Raw genomic sequence first — 20948 nt, forward strand, 5'->3', positions numbered from 1 at the left:
TGGACGCGAGGACTGCAGTAACGCCCGCTGCTGTCTTGATGGACTTGCCGGATTGCGGCCAGGAGGCTGGCATCGGATTTGGTCCGCTCACTGACCGGGCGATCACGCCAGGCGGAATAGCCGGCCGGCGAGACCTCGAGCACGGCACACATCAGCCGCACCGGATAGGCGTCGCGATGGTCTTCGATGAAGCGGAAGCTCATGTCCGGGTTCCGGCGAAGATCGCGATCGACTTTTTTAAAATGTCGCGCTCCATGCGCAGCGTTCGTTCTCCTGGCGCAGACGGGCGATCTCCGAAGCCTGGTCCGCCGACATCGGCGTCGCCTGCGTGGTGGGGCGCCACGCCGCCGATGTCGGCTCCTGCCGCAGCTTGTCAACCCAGCGCCGCAGCACCGAGTCACGCAGACCGAGTTCCTTGGCAACAGACCCGATCGAAGCGCCCACTCATAGCCAACTCAACGGCTTGGCGCTTGTACTCTTCGGTAAATGAACCGATGTTGACGTTCCATTCGACACCTCCGGGCTCAATGAGCCTACTACAGGTGTCCACTCATTCGGAGGAGGTTCAGTTGCGTTGGATCAGACCCTGTGCCTACCCCGCCCGCACCACTAGTTAATGGCCACGTGACTCGGCGCTGACCATCCTGGTGCCATTGCGCTGTCCCTGGCGCGTGTTGCTAACCCAAGGGCTCCGTATCCGCGCTGGCTGACGAAAGGCTGACGAGACCTGCGCGGCATCCACAAAACGAAAAAATGGCCCGCGTGGGCTGTTCAAAGCTTAGCCGCCTTTGACGACAGTGCGCTCAATCTGTTGTGGGGAATCCTGCAGCCACGCAAAGACGCTCGCGAGACTGTAAGGCCGTGCGACTTCATGGCCGCCAAGCTTAATGGGGTGATCTTCGATAAGATAGAACTGCCCTTCGGCTGTTCTGACCATACGATCTCTTATCTCAAACCACACGCCCGTTGCCGGCACTCTTCTGTAGAATACGCGCGTTGCGAAATGGAACGCTTCATCAAGGTCGCGCGCTGTCGGAATCCGTTTCCGCGCGCGGAAATGTCTTAATGGCTTAGCCCTTGATGCCGTGGTTTGTCGCTTGAACATACGCTTTCCTCGTCGGCTCAAAACAGCGCGGATGCGACTCGGCGCCTACATCGGCGAGCCTTGAAAGGCGCTATCCTGCCGCATCCGCACTGCGGGTGAAGTTAGCGGCGGCATGACTCGGCGCATTCCGCTGGAGGAAGGAAGGCGCTGTCCCTTCACGTGCCGCGAACCCCGGCAGTGATTTTAGCGAGGGAGCGGCCTTAAGTGACCTACCAGGATTGGTATTCTCACAGAGCAGACGACTGAGCGACTTAACGCCGCTCCAGCCTGTCAGTCTTCAGAACGATCAGGCCGACGCGAACGGTGCGCTGACCTCCCCATATCTCTGTTTCAGTTGCCGCAAGCGATGGATACCGAGCGCCCTCTCAACCATCGGCTCACCACAGCATTTCATCACGACCCTGATGGCGCGAGCCGGAAGGTCCTGCCGTCGCAAAGCCGCCCAAGCAAGGAACGGCAACACGATTTTAGGCAGCTCCTCGTCAGACGCAGGACGTTGATCGCATCGCCCCAGCTTCGCGAGCGCGTGAGCCAAGACATCGGGACAATCAGTTTCGAGAGGGGCAGTGCGCGGCGCGAACTGTAGCTTTGCTACCCCCATCACTCCACACCCCTGCCAAGCCTTACGACGTTGATTTCGGTACGCGCGACGCTATCAGACTTAATGTCGGTCATCTCAAAAGGCTTCACCCGTGCGAAGAAGCGTGATGCGATATCCCTGCATCAGCGGCCAGGGCAAAGTGATCTTCCCCTGAAAAAGTGGACGGGTTAAGCGGCTTTTAGCTCCATTTCGATCGGGGCGACATATCCGAGGGCGGAGTGGAGTCTTGTTTCGGTTGTAGAAGCCCTCGATGAAGGCGAAGATATCGCGCTGGGCCTCGGCACGGGTGTTGTAGTCGCGATGATGGACCAGCTCGGTTTTCAAGGTATGGAAGAAGCTCTAGAGAACCGGGCGGGGACCTCTAACGTGAGGCTCCCATTGCCCCCCCACCAGCCCGGGTAGGTACCACTGCAAGCTTTTAGCAGTACCCTGCCGGGCATCGACACCCACGCAGGAGGTAGGCCGTGTACTTTCAAATTTACCGCGACACGCGCGATGAGTGGCGTTGGACGCTACTCGCTGGAAATATGCGCAAGATCGCTGAGTCTGGCGAGGGCTATCACAACAGAGCCGATTGCCTTGCGGTCATCGAACTCGTGAAAAGCACCGACCGCGACACTCCGGTGCGGGGGTAACCCCACCCTCATTCCATCAGACTTTCAGGTCGGACAGGCGATAAGATAATTTTCCTTCTCACCCCATCCTGTCCGCCCCAGAGTAGAACGCTCGTGGCGGGACATTCAAGGTTTTGGGCATGACCCCGACAAAAGTCCCGGCCCGTCTGGGCTTGCCTTTTTCATCAATCTTTTCAACTGCGGTAACGCGGACGTTTCGGAATTTCCACCCGGACGCGACCCGGACAAATGACGCTCCATTCTCTCCAGACGTCACTCCGGAGCACATTATCCCCTCCCGCCTGAAGGCTCCACGCCTGAACGCCCGAACGACTGAAAGCCTCGACGCCCGACAAGGTCAGATCGCCGCCGCGCCAAGCGCGGCTCCAAATGTACCAGGAGTGGAGGCTTTCAGTCGTTCGGGCGAGCCGCCAAGCAAAAGGGCGGCCTGTTTGCACCGCCCTACAGCCTCACCGTCTCGCAATGCGTCTCAGCCCGCATACGTCTCTCACCATACGAAGCGCAGGATGCTTTGCCGCCCCGACCAAGCTGTTTGCGCCGCGCCTCTGTAAGCCGCGCAGATTCCTTCATTTTAGCTCGCGAGGCTGGGGCGAAGTGGTCTAGTGCCCTCCGAGAGCGCTTCGCGCAGATCGCCAGAGAGAAATGTGGGGACCGCCTTCGCATCGCGCGCGCCTGCAACCGTCCTACCGATGTGCTCGACAATGTAATCTCCCAACGTGTCGCAGGCTGCCTCGACATGACGGCATCATTGGCCTCGTCTGAAAACACATCACCGAACGCCTCACCGACTAAGAGGGCTCGCCCGGCACACAGATCAACTCATGTCGCCATGTTACCCCATTTATTCAACCCTAGCCGCCGTAACTGGTTCGGGCATTTACGCAAAAGGGGCCGCAGCCGCCGGCTAAGACCAGTTCTTGCACTGAAATCCGATGCAACTCCAACATTACCCTCCAAGGATCGCAACCGGCCTCTTGCGGATCCGAGCCCTTAATGTCAGCCCCATAGAGCACCCCTCGCGAATCAGGTGCTCAGTAAGGAATCACAAGTGATTCTTTCGACTCAAGATTTCGCCGATCAGCAAACCAGGCCGAGTGCTCAAAGTTATGGGTAATTGAAAGCCTCACCGGATGCTCACCCCCAAAGGCGGCCTTTTCGCGCTTATTCAGCTGGCAGCTCCTGAGCAGGGCGCTTCCCTTCCGCTCGCCTTGCGGTTGCAGGCTCCTTTTCCAGCTGCCGAAGGCACCGGGCGGCGCCGCATGTCGCCGCAGGGGCGGCTCGCGGGCTACCCCCAGCGCCGCCCGACTGCACAGAACCCCCTCGCCCAGAGCTCCCTCCCAAGAAGATGTGGCGGATACGGAGGGGCATCAACGCGGCCGATTGATCCGGGGAAAACGGGGAATTTCACCCTGCCGGTAAATTCAAGAATGACGGCTGGCCTTCACACAGGAGAGGTCCAAGGTTCGATCCCTTGTGCGCTCACCATTTTACGGGTTTTTTGAAGCCTCCCAGGTTTTTCCACCCTCAGTGAGAGGGTGCTTGTAAGCGAATCGCCGCGTTCACATCGCCGCGATCAGGTCGCGAGCTTGAAGTATCTCCGCAATCGCGTTTGCGGCTTCACATTGCCAAGCGACCAAAACCTTCCACCTAACCTTAAGCTCGTTGGAGCGGCCGGGTAAATGCGCAGTTCCTGGCACGCTGCGTTTCCCCAGCCCTCCACAAGGCAGGCACCCCTGACGACGATCATCACACGCTTTGCGTGTTATATATTCGCATCTAGCGAGTCGCGGGCATCCGACGAGGTCGTCTCGACGATCAATTTCTTGGTTCAACACAGAGGCGTCACATGGCTCAATGCACAGCACCGGTGGAAGGCCATCGCTCAGCGAGCGATGCTGCCATCCGGCACTGCGCTATTGTTCAATTGGAATCGTCCCGCTGAGCCAGAGCCGTGATCCGCCTTCGAACGACCAACCAGCCGTGTAAGCAATCGGTGCGCCGGCGGGTGCTTTCGCGTACAGCGGCGCATCGGACCATTGCGCCGTCCGCGGGTCGGCGCCAAAATGGTAGTTCAACCCGATCTTTCCTATGTGATAGTTGCTGGACAGGCTGGTTGTGTTCGCCGGAAGAACTGCGAACGGCTGGTTTCTGCACCGTGGGAGGCGTTGCGACGCTCGGTCCCCCGAAATGCAGATAGTTATGCTCAGCTTTCACCGACCATGCAGGCGTAAGCGCTTGCTCGACGCCCAGCCTCATGGTGGCACCGAAGCGACCATAGTCAACATGGGTTTTCTCCTGTGGCCAATCAAACTCGTGGTTATTGAAGACGTCCCCTCGATTGTTTTGCCAAGCGACGCACCTCCCTCGAGATAGGCCGGCGTGCGGCCCAGCGCGCCAAACGCGTAGCCGATGCGGCCGGTCCTGGTGGCAAAGACGTTGGGGCCTGCTGGCATCGAGTTCGACACACCACTCAGCCGTTCTTCTGCCAATTGTAGCCGATCTGGCCGCCGGCGAGGAACACTGGGGTATCGACGACATCGCCATAGATTGGCGGACCGTAGGATTGCTGAAGGAGGTGCGGCCGTAGCCGCCGCCGACGTGCCCGCCAATATAGGCCTCCGCACCAGTTCCACACCGCCGGTGGCAGTTTCACTTCTGGCTCAAGGTCTGCCGCATTCGCTGCACCGGTTGCGACGAGCGCAATTGTCGTGGCTCCCAAAAGAAGAACTCCAGATCGCATCCAAGACGTCCCCGCATTATCTCCGGTCCACAACCGAGCGCCCTTAACTTATCGCGCAGCAAACCGTCGGAGCGGATCAGACGCTAAAAGCGACGCGCGCCGAGTCCGTCCCGAAGACCATCGCACTGCGATTGGTGATGATGCCGCAAAGAGAGCAAGTCGCGTGCCGTAGGGAATTCGCGGGCTCTGCAGGCACTTCGTCGCGGCGACGCGCGTCAAGTTGCTGACATTGTGTCAATACCGACAGCCGCGCAGCCACTGCCCCCAGCAATACTTAGCTGGCGCGGTGTCATGGGTCTACGCTCACAAGGCGCTGGTCTCCCTCGGCTGCCGATCGGCGTCGGACCCCCGCGTCCACTCAAAATTGGCCCTCAGCTCGTACTTGGTCGGCGTCTGCACGGGCAGATCAGCTGGCTTCGCGCCGGCACCCTTAGCAGCGCCATCTTAAGCCATGCAGGAGCGGCGCCGACGTCAGCCTCCTCTTCCTCCAAAACGCGGACGAAGTTGCCGGGCGGGCCTCGGCCTCAGTCAAATCGGACGCATGCCCGCGCTGCTTAGCTTTACACTTCTGGATCTGAAATGCGGGTCAGCATCCTCACGTGCGGTCCCGCCCGTTTGAAGATCGGCTCCCAAAAGGCGTAGGCGTCCTCGACGAAACTCTCGGTTACGGTGAACTTCGTGAGCGCGCCCCGATATGCGGCCTGTCGCCGGCAGCCCTCCCCCTCGACAAGATGCCAGATGAATTGAGCGACCTGGCGTGCGTATGTGCTCGGACGACCTTGGTGGTTGTGTACGATCTCAAGTCGCATGGTCCCAGCGTCACGCGTCTGCGGTTCGGTGATATTGGCAAGCCAGATGAAAATTGATGGATCAATGCTCGCGGCATAGCCGTCGCGCTTGAGCTGCTGATTGATGATAGAGAACGCGCTGGCGGCTTCTCTGAAGCATTCGCTCAGGATGAAGTTCGCCTCATTCTCCAGCTTTCCGCTCCGAAGATCGTCCAGTAATCTGACCGCCTCGTCAGTGAGCCGCCGCATGTATCTCGGTTGGGGCTGCTTTGCGTCGTCGTTTGGTTCCTCTTGTATAATCAATTCGACCGAATCCGCGCGGAACTCCGTTGCGGCATCTTTGAGAACGGGCAAAAAATCGCTTTCAAGGCAGGAATCGCCGACGTCTTTCGACACCGCGTCGCCTCCCACCCGTGTCTCCACAAGATTCTTTGCGTGGTCCAACGCAACGTTCAGGCTGGCTTTGAGGTTTTCAGAAGCTCTTTCTTGAGAGTCCTCGACAACCTTTACCATCATCTCCGCGGTACTGTCGGAATCTATGAGTTCGTCCTTAAGCGGCGCCGCCGCATTCCGAGATTCAAGCTCCTCAAAGGGGCTCGGAGCCGTCGCTTGCTTTGCTAGGATCGTTTGATCAGACGTATTCGCGCCTGTGCGCTCCGACCGCGGATTGGAAGCAGCAATCTCGCCGGACAATACAAACAGGCCATCGTCAACGGCTCGGCTCGCCGCCGCGGTAAGATCCACCAGCGAGCGCCGCACGCACCGCGTCTGCCTAGCGCGCCGCTTTTTCGTTTCTTGCGTATGGCTCATGATCTGACGACCCCCTTGAAGCGGCCAATACGATCAATATGTCGGTTCAGGGGCGCCCTAAACGAACTCCTGACTGAACTTCCGTCTCTTGGTCGCTCAATTCCGTCCTCTTGAACACCTAATCTCAGTGTCCAGCAAAGCTGGTAGCAGCTTATCTGAGCATAACTCAGAATTGAACGAGGCCACAAACTCATCGCTCACTGTTTACCTGGATTTGTGTCTTCCGATATGATGTCAATCACCTTGAGCCTGGCGTCATACTCCTCGTATGAGCCGAGCACGGCTTGGCCAACTGACAAATTGTGCACGGGGTCCACTATTGAGGGGGAGTCGTAGGTTAGGGAGGTGGGTCCGGTAAAGTGAACTTCCTCACCAAACTCGTCGCGTCGCAACGTTCTGGCGGTGCACCACTTGATGAGTTGCGTTACTGCTCCTTTTCCGCTCTCATTGATGGGCGGAAGATGTCGAACCGAATAGAAATACGTTCGCGCAGAGTGCGTCTGCTGGGAGTCCGAACTCTTGCGCTGGTCTGGTTGCGCGGTGAGGGTCAGTAGGCGCTTGCCGGCCGGACGCTCGAGCGTTCCCTGAAACAGACCGCCTTCTCTAATCAGAGTAATGTGCGCCAGCTTTTTTGGAGCACCAAGAACCTCTCGTCCCGAGGCGAGCGCGGCATCGTTTGTTGTCACGTACATGTAAGGAATGTAAAAGCCAATCTCACCGCCAGAATCACGAACTTGAATTCCTGAATAGCACTCCAAGTATGACCCCACTATGCTTGAGGGATAGCTCGCGACGCCAACAATGGCGATTGCTGGGTTTGCTGACGGTACTAACCCCTTCGGCAATAGATGGCCAACCTCGTTCCCCACGCTGAATATATGGTTTATGGCTCGGCAGCGGAGGAACGTGCTGCCAAGGTCTTTGCTCCCATGGTAGAGGGGCGCATCAAACGGAATACCTTTAACGTCGGGCATGGCATCCCTCCTCGCTCTTGAGAGTTTACAATCGGAGATGCAGCTGACTCATCTCACAAAGACATCTGGTTGTGGAAGCATCATGAAGAGAGTGCAATGTGCGGCCTCGCATCCGGCTTACGCGTTATAGTGAAGTCGGAGGCCGCCTTGCACCTCAGTTTTGTGCTGCTGAATGGGCCTGACGTTGTGCATACACTCCGGAGAAGCGTGCTACTGAGGTGACGTTGAGTCGAATGCGACTCGCTATGGTTATGCAAAGTCGATGCCATCTTCCCTTTATGGGGTGCTAGACGGACTGCTCGGCTACAGATGTCGAGCTGGAGTACGAGAGCTCGGACAACTTCGCTTGTCTTCTTGCCTTCCGCTTGTTGGCTTGATGACACAGAATGTTGAAAGTCCCACATGACCAAACGCGAACGCAACGATGAGGAGGTTCGCAAAGCTATCGAATTCGGGGCTAGCTTGACTAAACTAGATCGGCCGCGACAGCTATCTCGGTGCATGGCCGAAATACATGCTCGCGGATACCGACGTCCTGCGAGGCACGTCGGTAGAGCTCCAGAACCCTGTAAGTTCTGGTGAGTTTGCGTTCTTGTCAGTGTCTGGCGCGGCGCTTGCACAGAATGGATACTTCAGTTCGCACATTCGGAGAACATGCATCGTTATACTCCAGCTCCTCGCGCTCCCGCTCACAAAGAGCTCGGTACCATCTGCCCATTGGGATACGACATTATTGGAGGCAACCCAGCCGAAGATCAGTCGTGCCTGAGCGGCGAGCGCATGTCCGCGACCTCAGGATCATCAGCATGAGTCTCATGCGTGATGCAGGAAGACCTTGCCCCGCCAGTGACCGAGGAAGCGCGCCGGAAGTGTCACAAGCATTTCTTGGTCCTGTCAGCGCACGAGCCCTCTTACCTTGCCGGCTAAGACAATCGTTGTCGATGGCGGTCTGACGATCGGCGTCCCGCACGTGTCAGGCCCCCGAAAACATCTTCTGACTATCAGCTGAGGGATCGTCTCATCAAAACGAGAGTATGAGTCGCGATACTACAGAAGTGGAAAGCCAGGAAGCTAAGCATCAGCGACAGCTGTGCGCCCTGCGCAGCTCGCTTGGCCGGGGAATCCGAGACGCCCGGCGGATGATAGAGATCCTGGGGGTCGCGGGCCGGTTCCGCTGCGACCCTGTTCTTTGCGAACGTCAAAGCGTCAGCGCGTCACCGAAGGGGCACCATTGCGCGGCGCGCGGCGAGCTAGATGCTGTCGTTCATCAACTCGGTCTAGCGCTACGTTGGCAGAAACTGTTTTCGCCACTGTTTTTCAAGGGTTTACTTTCGGCAATATGGACACTGCTAAGAGGGTGGCCGAAAGGGAGAGATCGATGATGGCGTGACGTGCGGTGGGCATGGTTGATTGAGGCGGAGGCCGGTTGATTCTGTTGTTTCCGCCCCGCGTGTGCGAGGCGACGAGTTGCAGGAGGCGTAGGCGATCATTGTCATCAGGGGCGTGGCGATGAAGTCCCCTGCCATGATCGCCCTTCGAAGTGATCAAGTCCAAGCTCCTCCTTGTGCTGATGCGCCTGCTCACAAATCCACCGTGCCCTTGATAGTTGCGGCCAGCGTGCGCAGATCCGTCGCCGCCGGAAGATTGGCGAGATTCTCCCCCCGAGGCGCGTCGATCGCCAATGAGCTAGGCTTCGCCGCCTGGGAAATGCTGCTGACCTTTATCCCATATCCGCTGCGGAGGGCGGTCCGCGGTGGGGACACGGAAAGCAGCAAATCGGGCGTTTAGGGTCTGTACTCAATAAAGGCTTCCATCTGGAATTAGACTGTGATTGAAGCTTCTTAGCGGGGGAACGCTTGAATCCTAAAGTAGCTCCAGCATAGCGGCAAGGCTCACACGGTCAAACGGTCGCGCGACCGCGGGAGAGATGTCCGTTTCGCCCGCACACGAGCTGAACCAGCCGCTCGCTGACATTCTGATCAATGCCGAGCCGGCCCAGCAGAAATTAGAGAATCTGACACCCGACCTCGGCGCAATCGGGGGCACCCTCGATCACATCCGCCGTGACGGTCAGCGAACCGCTGAAGTCATCGGCCGGCTGCGGTCTTTGCTGAAGCGAGACACGACCTAACGGCGCGAGCGCGACCCCAATGCCACGGTCTGCGAGGTGTTTCGATTCCTTTCCGTGCAGGCCCTGCTCAACGATGTCGAACTGGTTACGGAGCCGGCCCGCAGACACTCGCGTGGCGACATGGTCCAGCTCGGCGACTCAGTCTCGCTCAGGGCAACCTCGTCCTTGTCTCTAGTACCAACGCAGGTCACGGCATTCTTGCGGGGAAGGTGGCCGGGATCTTCAAGCCGTTTTTCATGGTGAGGCGCAATGCATGGGCATAGGCCTCTCGATTGCGCATACTATCGTCGAAGCGTATGGCGGCCACCCGTCAGGGGGCGCGTCTTTCACGTCAGCCTGCCGCTTACTGTGGCGCGATGGCGACGCCCTTCCCGGCGAAGGCCTCACGCGAACGCTTTCTCCAGCGTCGCGAAGATCACGGCGAACGACTTGTCGTGGCGCGTCACCGGCGGCACCGGGCAATCGATCTTCATGAGCTGATAGACCGCCATCTGCGCCGCACGCACCGAATATTCGACTGTGAACACGACGTCGTCGGGAACTTCGACGAACTGGCTGACGAAGGCGAGGTTGACGGAATTCCTGGGCACCGGCAGCGGCCGGTCGGCCAGGTTGCGCGGCATGAACATGCTGGTGATGTAGGGCATGCGGCAGGGAATGCAGATCGCGTCGTCGAAAACGACGGGATCGAAGTTCAGGTGACCGCAGAGCTCCTTCAAGATCTCGGCGCCGCCGCAATCGGACATCGGCTTTGCCACGAAATTGCCGATGCGGTCGGGATGCAGCGCATAGCCCCAGAACACCTGCACGTTCTTCGGCTGTCCCATGAAATGTGGCTGATGATAGAGCACGACGGACATCAGCCAGTTGGAATCCTTGAACGTGACAAGCCCGCCGGTGCCGGCCCTATTGCCGGAGAACGCTTCCATCTGGTCGAAGAAGCGTGGATCGCGGCAGGTGACGGTGAAGGACAGCCAATAGGATTCGGGGATCGAATTGTTGAACGCCGACGGATTGCCGAATTCGGGACGTCCTTGCGCGATCGTCTCCCATAGCGCCCAGCCCTGACTGTCGGCCTTGGTCAGGCGCGGCGGCGGCTCGGTCATCGAGCCTAGGCTCGAGGCATCCGTCATCGAGCCGTTCTGGAAGAAGACGATGTCGTCGTCTTCGAGCCGGACGTTGGCGGTGCGGCTGTCGCGGTCGAGCGTGAGCTGGCGCACCCGCAAGCGCGCGCCGTCGGTCTCGAACGCCATGTCGACGACGCGCGTGCCGCGCACGAACTGCACGCCCTGGCGCTTGAGCCAGTCCGCGAGCGGCCGCACGATCGCGTCATACTGATTGTACACGGTGCGCTTGACGCCGCCGAGCGTCTCGATGCGCGGAAACTCGTTCATGAAGCGATGCAGATAGCGCTTCAGCTCGACCGCGCTGTGCCAGGGCTGGAAGGCGAAGGTGGTCTGCCACATGTACCAGAAATTCGATTCGAAGAATCCGGGCGACAGCCAGTCGGTGATGCGGCTGTTGCCGAGCGTCTCCTCCGAAGCCTCGGTGAGCCGGAGCAGCTCGAGCCGGTCGCGTCCGGAGAAGCCCATATGCGAGACATCGACCTTGAAGCGGTTACGGTCGACCAGACGCGCGCTGGAGTGCGCCGGAGTCTCCACGTTGAATGCGACCGTCTCCTCGCGCACGCTGCGGCCGGGATGCTCGAGCGAGGGAATGCTCGACAGCAGATCCCAGGTGCATTCGTAATGGTCGGTGGTGAGCATGCGCCCGCCGCGAAGCGAATAGGCGCCGTTCGGAAGCTGCGCGCCGTCCAGGCTGCCACCAACCAGCGGCTGCGCCTCGTAGATCACGATGTCGCGCCCCGGCAGCTGCGCATCGCGGACGAGGAACGCCGCGCCCGCGAGCGATCCAATGCCGCCGCCGATAAAATACGCCTTCATGGCTTGCCTCGATTGCAATTCGACAATTCGAAGCAACATAGCATGGCCGGACGCATCCAAGGTTGCGCTGGATCAAGCGGGGTGAGGACTGGCTCAGCTACGCGGAAAGGCGGCCGATTGAGCCGTTGTTGCCGCGAGGGCGCAAGGGAGCGCATCGGGTCGATGATCGATGCGTGATCAACGGCATTGTCCAATTGCCAAAAGCAGGTTCGCGCTGGCATGATTGCCCGGAAGTCTACGGTCCGTACACAACGGTGTACAACCGCGTCAGTCGCTGGAGCCGAGAGGGATTTGGACAAACGTTTTTACGCTCTGACTGAATCAAGCGGCGTGTCCGGCTCGATCTCGGTGGATTCCAGCTAAATCAAAGGCCATGGCCCCGCGGCCGGCCCAAAAAAGAGGGACCTTCAACAAGGTGATCGGCTGCTCGCGCGGCGAACGACCACCAAAATCCAAGTGTTGATCGACAATATTGGCCGCCCGCTTCTTTCCTGATTACTCCTGGCAACACTCACGCAGCCCGCGTCGTCGGCTGATCGAGCCTACGCCGTCAGAAGCTTGCGCGACGAGTTGGCCGCACGCCGCATCAAGGCTGTCATCCGGCCGAATCCGCGCCGCAAGCATCCGCATCGCTGCGATAGGGCCTACAGAGGGCGCAATGTCATCGAGCGATGATCCGCCCTCTCGCAGACGTCACGCGGTCTGCGATACGCCAGCATCGTCTGTAATGTAACACCTCGGACCGTGATCCTGTTGCTGGACGAGGAGCCCCGCAGTCGCCCGGGGACGGCTCGCTGCGCATCACTCAATCGCGACCCTCGCCAGCGACCGGCGCGGAGGCTTAGGGCGACGCCGAGGCAAAAGGCCCCGCCGCACACGGTTCAGGTCGCAGATCGCTGGCATTTGATGGAGAGCGCCTGCCGGGGCTTCCTCGAAGGATCGGGAATTCTGCCCAGCTCTGCGCCTTTCCGCACGCCGATCTGAAGCCGATCAGTTCCTTCTTGCCCTCCCGCGTCGCGCCAATCAGCACCAGCTTGCACTAGCCGTGCTCTTCCCTGCGGGCCTGTAGAAGAGGCTATCCGGGCGCGTGCGCCCGACGTGCCTGCAAACGCACATCTCTTCGCGACGCTCGGTCATGGCGTATCGCTCTCTTTGAGAAGTTCTGTGGTATTCGGCATCCGCCTCCTACGCTGCCCATCTCAAGCAGTCACCCCCTACGTTACTGCATAGCACTGCTCGAAAGTGCTATTTAGGACGGGTGTCTCAATCTGGAAAGCGGTGTCGGGGTCTGCTGGAAGGCGTAGCTAGTGCGCTCGCACGGATGCGCGTTCTTTGCCACGCCCGAAATATCTCATGACTACGACGTAGAAGACCGGCACAAAGATCTGCTTGGACGAGACGAGCGCGTAACGCTTGCTATCTGAGGCCGTCTTTATGTGATACTTGCCGGATTTCGATTTGCCAACGGGAACCCAGTGGCCTTCACCTCCATCGATTCGACTGGAAACGAGATCGGCTGCCACGCTGGCGAAGGCCGCTCGCAATCCAGCTTTCGTTTGCAGTTTGTTACAAGGGATAAAATCAAAAGTTGCCCGGTTGTGACGGGTTTCCTCGCTTGGCTCGTCATCCGTAGCGCCGGGGACGACGTGCGGCTGCAGTCCCGGCTGTCGCGAAGCCAGCGCGACCAGCGCCGGCACGTTCAGAACTTTCGGACTTGCGACCGGCGTCACCGCCGGCTGCTGCGGCAGTGCCGCGGTCCGCTTCGCGACCTGCGCTGGCGCACAGTTGGGCGGCGCGGAGGAGCCCGGGACAGCTTTGGGCAAACACTGATTGCGTAGCCCTACGCTTGCGTTGGATAGTAGCGCTTAGAAAGACCTTCGCGGCAACTACGAAAACTGGTGGCATCCATTCGCTCCTGGAAGATGGCTGTCGTACAGCGGACTTCGAATGTATCAAGCAGGTCTTCGCGACAATTGAATTCCTAATGCAAGCTGCCGAGCCTCGCTAGGAGGAGACAACCTTGCCCAGGGGCTTCAGATCACTCACAGCGCGCTAGCGGTTGATGCGCACGACATTGCCGCGCTAACGACAGGGCCGTCACTAGGATCCTCGATGGCGTATCCCCGAACACAAACGCGGAGCCATGCTTGCCATCGAGATAGCCTCCGGTCCGGCGATTTTTCCGAGGAGCTTTCATGCCGAAGCGAGGTCGATCGAGAGTCACCTGTTCGTTTTTATGCGGCTCATTGGCGCGGTCGCTCAACAGCCTCCGGTCGGTTTCTTCGCTGTACCGCCAGCTTCGATTATCCCGCGAACAAGCAGACACCTGGGCAATATCGGACATGGGTAAACGTCCCGTGCAGCGTCTCCACGTCTGGAAGATGAGATTGCCGGATTAGCAAGGCGCCGATGCGAACCGGCCTCTCGTCGCAGACGTTAGAGGCCAAGAGTCTTCTATTTGGTCACCGGACAAGACCCCGGATGGTTGCAGCGTGGAGGCGTCGATCGCGTGGTCGCGCTAACCTCCTCGGACGCAAGTCCTTCTGCTCCATTGAGAACGGCCGAGACGCGCCAGCGATATGTTGTTTGCGGCCTAAGATCGGAATCGCCGAAGCTGGCTCCTGCAACCTTGCCGATCCTCTGAAATGTGTCATCAGGGCCTGCACGCAGCACGCGGTATGTCGTTGCTCCTGGCAGCGGCGACCAGACCAGATCAACGCTAGTATCCGAAGCATCGATCACCGTGAGCCCCTGAGGTGCTGATGTCAATTGCCGCGTCGCGCTGACGGGCGTCGCGCCATCGGCCGCGAGCGCGTCGAGCATAGCCTTAACCGCTTGGATCTGCGCCCCAGACTTCGTCACGTAGCTGCTCGTGTGATTGACGTAGCCCCACCAGTCCCAGCAGGCCTGCGGATTGGTGGGCCGATATAAGCTGGTCCTGGTCTGTGGATAGAGAATGATCAAACGGTTCGTATCCGCCCAGGCATTATAGCCGGTATCATTGACGAACTTGAGCCCGATCTCGCGGGCATTCTGGCGGCATCCGTGCAGCGCCACGTGGACACGGCAGAGAGCACCTTGCTCGCAGTCCTGAGGCACGAAGAGATAGCCGGTATCGCTCAGGCTCAACGCGGCGGGCGCCTGCGGCCTGGTATAGAGTGACTGATCGAAGCTCTTCACGACGCCCGCGAGCTGCCCGCGATTAGGTGGATTGAGGCGGCCATAAATATGCTGCAGGATGATTCCGGCCTGATCGTAGCCGCATTGGTCAATATATGGTTCCTTGTTAGCACTGCAGCTATTCAGTCCGGTGTCGCCCTGCTTGGCCACCACGAAGGAGTGCCCGGCGCCGAGGGCGGTCTGATAGAAGAGATTGCCTCGATTGGCGTCACCTAGATAGCGACGGTAGAAGTCGGCAGCCGCATCGGTCACGGCCCTATCGACGACCGCGTCGTTGTAGCCGTGAAAGAGATAGATCTTCTGCCCGGCAAGATTACTATCCGGATCGATCTTGCCTGCTGACGCGTTCGCATCAGCCTTCGTCGTGAACGCCGCGATGTTCAGGCCCGATGCAGGCCCTTTCATGCACGGACCCGTCGCACGCCACATCTTGGCCTCAGCGCACCAATAGGGACCGCCAGCGACCACCCCCACTCCCTTGACAATCGAGGACCAGGCTGCGCCGAACTGGACTGCCATGAAGGCGCCTGATGAAATGCCGGAGATCGAGCTCTCGCCGATCGGCGCGTGATAGCTGCGCAATGCCAAAGGCTCGGCAGAGAGCGGCGACATTCCAACGACCGCGGCACAAATGCCGCCGATAGCGTGTTGCCGCAAGATGGCCAAGTCCTTGAAAAACGTGCTAATCGAACCGACGGGCGGTCTCCGGTGTTCATGTGAAAACGCGCCATCGGAACAAGAAATCACTCGCCAGTTCGGAAAAGGATTCTGCGGATTACCATAGTCGACCGTCTGCCTGCCGTCCCGCGGCAGCGCCGACGTGATGACCGTGTCGGGCTGGTTCGGCTCCGAGGCAACAGGCGTGATGAGCGACCCCTTGAGCATCCGTCCGCTTTGATTGATCAGTTTCTGGTAGGCCATGTCTGATCTCCTTCATCTGGTCAGACGTTCCCGGACGCCGCCGGGAAAGCGGGGGATAGGTGCTGGTGAAGACAATTCATGACAGGCGATCAATGCGCACGTGGAATTCGCGTGTTGAAGCAAGGATACCGAAGCTGGTTTCCAGGGTTTCGCCAGCCGAAAACCACTAGCTCGATTATGATACGAGTAGAATCCCAGCTGATGGCCGGCCTCTGCCCCAATGAACTGCTAGGCGTTTGGACATGGTGGCATTCTACGCAGCCGAACCGATGCCGACGTCAGCGGTCGCTTCGCTTGGCACTCCTTATCAACAGTTCCCTAATGCAAGATGTTCGAACCTTCCAACCAACCCTAGTGTTGATTCGTTGAACGTTCCACCCGCCAAAACTTGTAGGTTCAACCTACCCTGTTGAGTTCAGCGCGCCTGCGTGTGTCAATTCAAGTCGTTGGACGAAATGCCGTCAAAAGTCGACATTGGTATGTTGGTCAACTGCACAGTTATTCATAAAGACCGTCGTTTGATTGCGGGATTTGCAAGCGACCCTCACGCACGCGTTTCAGAATCGCAATCCTTGTTGCGAGGCTCTACGAGCCCTTCGCTCCGGCCGAGAGCACTTTGGAGAAGGTGATAGGCTTGGGTCGTGGGTGAGGTAGAATATTCAGCTTCCAATGAGCTTGTTCGTGAGAGTGAAGCCGAGCGCGAAAAAATAAAGGCGGAAATCATAGCCGCCGAGCAGCGGTGACCTAGTGATCGCACGAGAGACGATTCTGCTCGGAGCAGTTGTCGGTTGGGCGCGGGCGGTCCGAACGCCCCTCAGACCCAGCGAAAAATCGAGCGCTGGCATCAGACGCTGAAGAACCGCATTCTGCTCGACAACTGCGACCGACCCGATGATCTCGAAGATCAAGTAGGGGCCTTCGTCGAACCCTATGATCACGTCCGCTATCATGAGAGCATCGACAACCTCACGCCAGCCGATGTCTACTGCGGCAGGGCTGAGGCGATCCTCCCCGAACGAAACCGCATCAAGCGCGACACATCGCAAACCGCCGCATGCAGCATCAACTGCAGGCCGCTTAACTCTAACGCTGATGAGCCAGAGCCTCCCTTGTCGAAGAGCCTGACCAGTCGCAAATTATCTGACGATGGCCAAGCGACGGCTCCGGTTTTAGGCAGTTTTTGGCTGATAGAGCGGTCGCAAGTTCCGTCCAAGACTTCAGGGGCGTCTCCTGTGGTCACGGCTCCGCCGCCTGGCGATCGTTCCAGCCGGCGCGCAACATGTACACATGCTCAACCTCCTAACAATGGTAGAGTCGAGATGCCAGCCGTGGCCGCGGACGTCACCATTCCTTTCCCACGAGGTCCTTCAAGGCCGCGTTGTCCAGCATGGCGTCGGCCAGCAACCGCTTCAGCCGGGTGTTCAAAATCTCGATGATCTGCTCTTCCGAAAACCGGCTGCGCTTCATGCTCTGGTCCTTGTCGTGGGCCAGAGCGAACTTCAACCTGTATTAAGCCTGAGGGGCAAGGTCACCACCGAAGATCAATTGGCCAAAAAGGGCGTTGCCCGAAACTGATTATCGTTCGCCAGAAGAGTGTGAGTTGCTCCTTTCCCAGGCAAATGGCCTAGTGCACGAACTAGTTCTGACGGCGCTGCGGACGGGTATGCGGCAAGGAGAGCTCAGCGGCCTTTCAGTGGTCGTCTCTCGATTGGCTCACGCCCAACGTTGCGGTGAGACATTCATACGATGATCGTGGGAAGACGCTAGTCGCGCCGAAGAGTAACCGCACGCGGCATATACCGCTCGACATTGATGTGTACACCATGCTGTACCGGCGTAAGAAGGACACTGGGTACGTGTTCCGAGGCTCGGAGGGTCGCCCGTTCACTGGAACTACCACTACGGAATGCACTATGCGATCCGCAAACTCTGTAGGAAGGCGAAGTGTAGAACCATCGGCTGGCACACGCTTCGCCATAGATCGAAGCTGAAGGAAAAGAGTATCGCCTCGGAACGAAACTAGACAAAAAAGGCATTGCTCGAATACCTCAAGATGACCCGTTGCGTCATTTGCTCCTTGAGCATGTTCAAGAGGCGGTAAACAATGTCGCTCGACAATGATGAGGCCGTCGGCAAGTCGGCCTCTGAACAATCCGGCGATACGACAACGCGAGAACTCTTAGTGGATGCTGCGGGAGCGAAATAGGCGTCGGTATGAGAGCGCATCTCCGGCAGCGTCTGCGCAGTTGCCTGTTGCCTAGGGGAATTCCATGACGCGCTTGATTGTGCTCCTGCTCTTTGCCGTTACCTCGATGCCTGCTCACGCGCGGTTGCCAGTCCCTCTAAATGGGTAAATCAGCGAGGCTCTCTTCTGTCGATCCAAACGCTCGATGCATCGACGGGGATTTTCGCCGGAACGTATGTTAACAATGCGACTGGAGTTTCCTACCAGGGACAGCCCTACCCTGTCGCAGGCGTCGTTACCGCAAATAGGATCGCTTTTTACGTCAATTGGACGGCACCCGCAGCTCCAAACTGCAAAACGATCACCATTTGGAACGGCCGCGTCGCTGATAAGAATATTCCAGCTGCGGGGACCCTGTTCTACGTGGGATCGAACCGAAAGTGTCACAAATGACGGGGCGGGTTTCTTTACGAGGAGGTAGAGCAATCGTGTTAAGGCTGATTATCTCTCGATGGCCGACGTCTTGCTGATTCTCCCAATCTGGGGGCAGATGAACCTCTAGTGTCCTGAGTCACAATTTCGCAATCGTAGATTCGCAGTAGAGTCGCGTCGCTGTGCCAGATTTGGCGGCTGCCGGCCCAGCGACTTGCGCCACTGATATTGAGCGATGATGAGTTCGCCGAACATCAGTCGCTGACGATGCGGCGGAAGACCGCAGGCGCTGGCTCTGAGAGCCCGGATCGTGCTGACCTGCGCGGAAGGCGGTCAGAACAAGGAGGTGGCGGCCAAGCTAGGCCTGGAGCGGGGAACGGTAGGCAAGTGGCGCGTTTTGTAGAGCAGCGCGTGGCCGGGCTGCACGACGAGCCGCGTTCCGGGGCGCCGCGCACCATTGACGATGCCCGCATCGAAGCCGTGATCGTGCGGACGCTGGAAAGCTGCCCCGAGAACGCCACTCATTGGAGTTATCGGGGCATGGCCAAGGCCAGCGGCCTGTCGGTGTCAACGGTGCAACGCATCCGGCGGGCCTTCGGGCTCCAGCCGCACCGGCTGGAGACATTCAAGATCTCCACCGATCCGAACTTCGTCGCCAAGGTGCGCGACGTCGTCGGCCTTTACGTCTCGCCGCCGGCACACGCCATCGTTCTGTGTGTAGACTAAAAGTCCCAAATCTAGGCGCTGGACCGCAGTCAGCCGATGCTGCCGATGCGTCCCGGTCAGCCGGCTCGAAGAAGCCATGACTGCAAAAGGTACGGCACCACATCGCTGTTCGCCGCCTTCGACATTGCGACCGGACGGGTTATTGGCAAGTGCTACGGACGGCACCGTGCCGCAGAGTTCCGCAAGTTCTTGGACGAGATCGAGGCCGCTGTGCCGCGCCAACTCGACGTCCATCTCGTCATGGATAACTATGCAACGCACAAGACGCCGCTGATCCGGAAATGGCTGGCCAAAAGACCGCGTTGGCATGTGCACCTGACCCCGACTAGTTCGTCATGGCTCAATCAGGTCGAGCGCTTCTCCGCGCTCCTTACCGATAAGAAGATCAGGCGCGCAGTCTCGCTGCCCTTATGGCGGACATCACCTCGTTCGTTGACGACACAATGCCGATAAGAAACCATTCCGATGGACCAAGTCCGCTGACGGCATCCTTGCTTCCATCGAGCGCTTCTGCCGATACAATGCCCCGGCACAAAACGCAGCAATGTTGCGAACTTCTGGTTCAGGACACTAGCTAGTACCCGGAATCATAGCTGAGTGATACGTCGGCCTTTGAATCGGCGTCGCCCGACCTTTTTCTTGGTCCAGACGAATGGCTCAGCTCTGTGCTTTGATATAGGCATCGATGTGCTGCTCAAGCTGTTTGAGGCTTGTGAACGAGGCGCCGCTCAACGACTGCCCCTGTCAGATCGAAAACCACACCTCGACCTGATTGAGCCAGGACGCGCTGGTGGGCGTGAAATGAAAGTTCACGTTGGGATGTGCCTCAAGCCATTCCTCGTTCTTCGTATGGGTGCTGAGGTTGTCGAGAATGACGTGAAGCTGTCGGTTCGGAAATGCTGCGGTCACGCGATCCATGAAGTCGAGAAACTCGACCCGGCGACGTCGTTTCGAATGCGTCGCAAGAATCTTCCCGGTGGCGACTTCCAGCGCTGCGAACAGCGTGGTCGTGCCGTGCCGTTTGTAGTCGTGGCTTTGCCCGGTCAAGGATCTGCCGTTGGGTAGTTTCAGATAACCCTGCGCTCTTTCCAAGGCCTGGATCGAGGGCGCTTTCGTCCACGCATAGCACGATGGCCTTCTTTGGCGGGGCGACATACAGGCCAACCACGTCGGCGGCTTTGGCCGTAAACTCCGGGTCGTTGCTCTCGCACCAGGACTTGCGAGCGGCGAGATCGAGTTTGTTGCTGCGCAAGAATCGCCAGACATATTGCACGTCGACATCGCCAAGTTCCCCAGCCAGCAGAGGCCCAGTCCAGCGCGCGTACCCGGCAGAAGGCGATTTATCGAGCAACTTTAAAATCCGTTTGTCAGTGGCCTTCGTATAGATCGGCTGCTTGCCCGGGAGAGGCTTGCTTTGCAGACCTTCAAGGCCTTGATTCGCATAGCGATGCCGCCAAAGGCTGACAATCCGCGGCTGGACCCAACCTCCTTGGCAATCGATCGGGTGCTGCGACCGGCAGCAGCCAAAAGAACGATCCGCGCCCGCTTCAAATCGCGCTGCAACGTCACCGGTGAGCGGCAACGTTCCTCAAGCACCTTGCGATCTTTCCTCGAAAGGTGGACTTCTCTTGCGTCGGGTATCATCCCGACGTTGAATCATGACTCACTTCCCAAGGAAAGTGGGTACTAGGGTCTGTACCTAATTAGCGAACTCTGATTCCCTGGCAGCGGGTTGATTCCACGCGGGGGACTTCGATGCGCAAAGGACTGTTCTGGC

Annotated in this window: 12 protein-coding genes and 7 pseudogenes; 6 read left to right on the forward strand and 13 right to left on the reverse strand. The window is 58.8% G+C overall.

The features are described 5' to 3' along the window. The 4 genes and pseudogenes from GA0061099_RS36085 to GA0061099_RS42405 all read right to left on the reverse strand — a co-directional run. Positions 1-203 (reverse strand): annotated as a pseudogene (locus GA0061099_RS36085) (IS3 family transposase); the annotation flags it as partial. A gap of 34 nt (positions 204-237) precedes the next feature. Next, positions 238-444 carry a transposase gene (locus GA0061099_RS40715; protein WP_074448436.1) on the reverse strand — a complete coding sequence of 69 codons (207 nt, stop codon included), beginning with the start codon at positions 442-444 and terminating at the stop codon, positions 238-240. 334 nt (positions 445-778) lie between these two features. Then, complete coding sequence (locus tag GA0061099_RS40720) at positions 779-1105, reverse strand: hypothetical protein (protein WP_141697756.1); 327 nt, start codon at positions 1103-1105, stop codon at positions 779-781. Between the two features lie 768 nt (positions 1106-1873). Then, positions 1874-2045: pseudogene (locus GA0061099_RS42405) on the reverse strand (IS3 family transposase); the annotation flags it as partial. Between the two features lie 125 nt (positions 2046-2170). Between GA0061099_RS42405 and GA0061099_RS36105 the strand changes: the two are divergent. After that, positions 2171-2341 (forward strand): YegP family protein, encoded by a 171-nt coding sequence (locus tag GA0061099_RS36105; RefSeq protein WP_074448437.1) that lies wholly within the window; start codon positions 2171-2173, stop codon positions 2339-2341. A 2470-nt stretch (positions 2342-4811) separates the two neighbouring features. On the opposite strand, the gene GA0061099_RS42410 is transcribed toward GA0061099_RS36105, so the two are convergent. The 4 genes and pseudogenes from GA0061099_RS42410 to GA0061099_RS36125 form a co-directional block, all read right to left on the reverse strand. After that, positions 4812-4994, reverse strand: coding sequence for a hypothetical protein (locus tag GA0061099_RS42410; protein ID WP_225114960.1), 183 nt, complete (start codon positions 4992-4994; stop codon positions 4812-4814). Positions 4995-5641: 647 nt separating this feature from the next. Beyond that, on the reverse strand, positions 5642-6679 hold the full coding sequence (locus tag GA0061099_RS36115; RefSeq protein ID WP_074448438.1) for a hypothetical protein: 1038 nt from the start codon (positions 6677-6679) through the stop codon (positions 5642-5644). A 197-nt stretch (positions 6680-6876) separates the two neighbouring features. Next, the gene (locus GA0061099_RS36120; protein WP_036031505.1) at positions 6877-7653 is read right to left on the reverse strand and encodes an acetoacetate decarboxylase family protein; all 777 of its coding nucleotides are present in this window, start codon (positions 7651-7653) and stop codon (positions 6877-6879) included. A 1317-nt stretch (positions 7654-8970) separates the two neighbouring features. Further along, positions 8971-9441, reverse strand: a pseudogene (locus tag GA0061099_RS36125) (IS701 family transposase); the annotation flags it as partial. 139 nt (positions 9442-9580) lie between these two features. Here GA0061099_RS36125 and GA0061099_RS42415 point away from each other — a divergent pair. Beyond that, positions 9581-9784 carry a HAMP domain-containing histidine kinase gene (locus GA0061099_RS42415; protein WP_036031501.1) on the forward strand — a complete coding sequence of 68 codons (204 nt, stop codon included), beginning with the start codon at positions 9581-9583 and terminating at the stop codon, positions 9782-9784. Between the two features lie 383 nt (positions 9785-10167). Here GA0061099_RS42415 and GA0061099_RS36135 read toward each other — a convergent pair whose 3' ends face one another. Next, positions 10168-11766, reverse strand: a complete 1599-nt coding sequence (locus GA0061099_RS36135) for an oleate hydratase (RefSeq protein WP_074448439.1) — start codon at positions 11764-11766, stop codon at positions 10168-10170. Between the two features lie 89 nt (positions 11767-11855). Between GA0061099_RS36135 and GA0061099_RS43225 the strand changes: the two genes are divergently transcribed. After that, a complete protein-coding gene (locus GA0061099_RS43225; RefSeq protein WP_478209847.1) occupies positions 11856-12047 on the forward strand; it encodes a transposase in 192 nt (63 codons plus the stop codon). A gap of 984 nt (positions 12048-13031) precedes the next feature. On the opposite strand, the gene GA0061099_RS40725 is transcribed toward GA0061099_RS43225, so the two are convergent. Next, a complete protein-coding gene (locus GA0061099_RS40725) occupies positions 13032-13457 on the reverse strand; it encodes a hypothetical protein (RefSeq protein WP_141697757.1) in 426 nt (141 codons plus the stop codon). Between the two features lie 724 nt (positions 13458-14181). Further along, positions 14182-15828 carry an extracellular catalytic domain type 2 short-chain-length polyhydroxyalkanoate depolymerase gene (locus GA0061099_RS36150; RefSeq protein WP_050996267.1) on the reverse strand — a complete coding sequence of 549 codons (1647 nt, stop codon included), beginning with the start codon at positions 15826-15828 and terminating at the stop codon, positions 14182-14184. Between the two features lie 797 nt (positions 15829-16625). On the opposite strand from GA0061099_RS36150, the pseudogene GA0061099_RS36155 reads away from it, so the two are divergent. Beyond that, a pseudogene (locus GA0061099_RS36155) lies at positions 16626-16909 on the forward strand (integrase core domain-containing protein); the annotation flags it as partial. A 266-nt stretch (positions 16910-17175) separates the two neighbouring features. Here the strand turns inward: GA0061099_RS36155 and GA0061099_RS40730 are convergent. Further along, positions 17176-17295, reverse strand: a pseudogene (locus tag GA0061099_RS40730) (IS3 family transposase); the annotation flags it as partial. A 757-nt stretch (positions 17296-18052) separates the two neighbouring features. On the opposite strand from GA0061099_RS40730, the gene GA0061099_RS43230 reads away from it, so the two are divergent. Together GA0061099_RS43230 and GA0061099_RS39540 are read left to right on the forward strand one after the other, a co-directional pair. After that, positions 18053-18466 (forward strand): avidin/streptavidin family protein, encoded by a 414-nt coding sequence (locus tag GA0061099_RS43230; RefSeq protein ID WP_081493087.1) that lies wholly within the window; start codon positions 18053-18055, stop codon positions 18464-18466. A 177-nt stretch (positions 18467-18643) separates the two neighbouring features. Next, positions 18644-19745: pseudogene (locus GA0061099_RS39540) on the forward strand (IS630 family transposase). Between the two features lie 13 nt (positions 19746-19758). On the opposite strand, the pseudogene GA0061099_RS36180 reads toward GA0061099_RS39540, so the two are convergent. After that, positions 19759-20815: pseudogene (locus tag GA0061099_RS36180) on the reverse strand (IS630 family transposase). Positions 20816-20948 lie beyond the last annotated feature (133 nt).

It is taken from the genome of Bradyrhizobium yuanmingense (assembly GCF_900094575.1).
GTDB classification, from domain to species: Bacteria; Pseudomonadota; Alphaproteobacteria; order Rhizobiales; family Xanthobacteraceae; genus Bradyrhizobium; species Bradyrhizobium yuanmingense.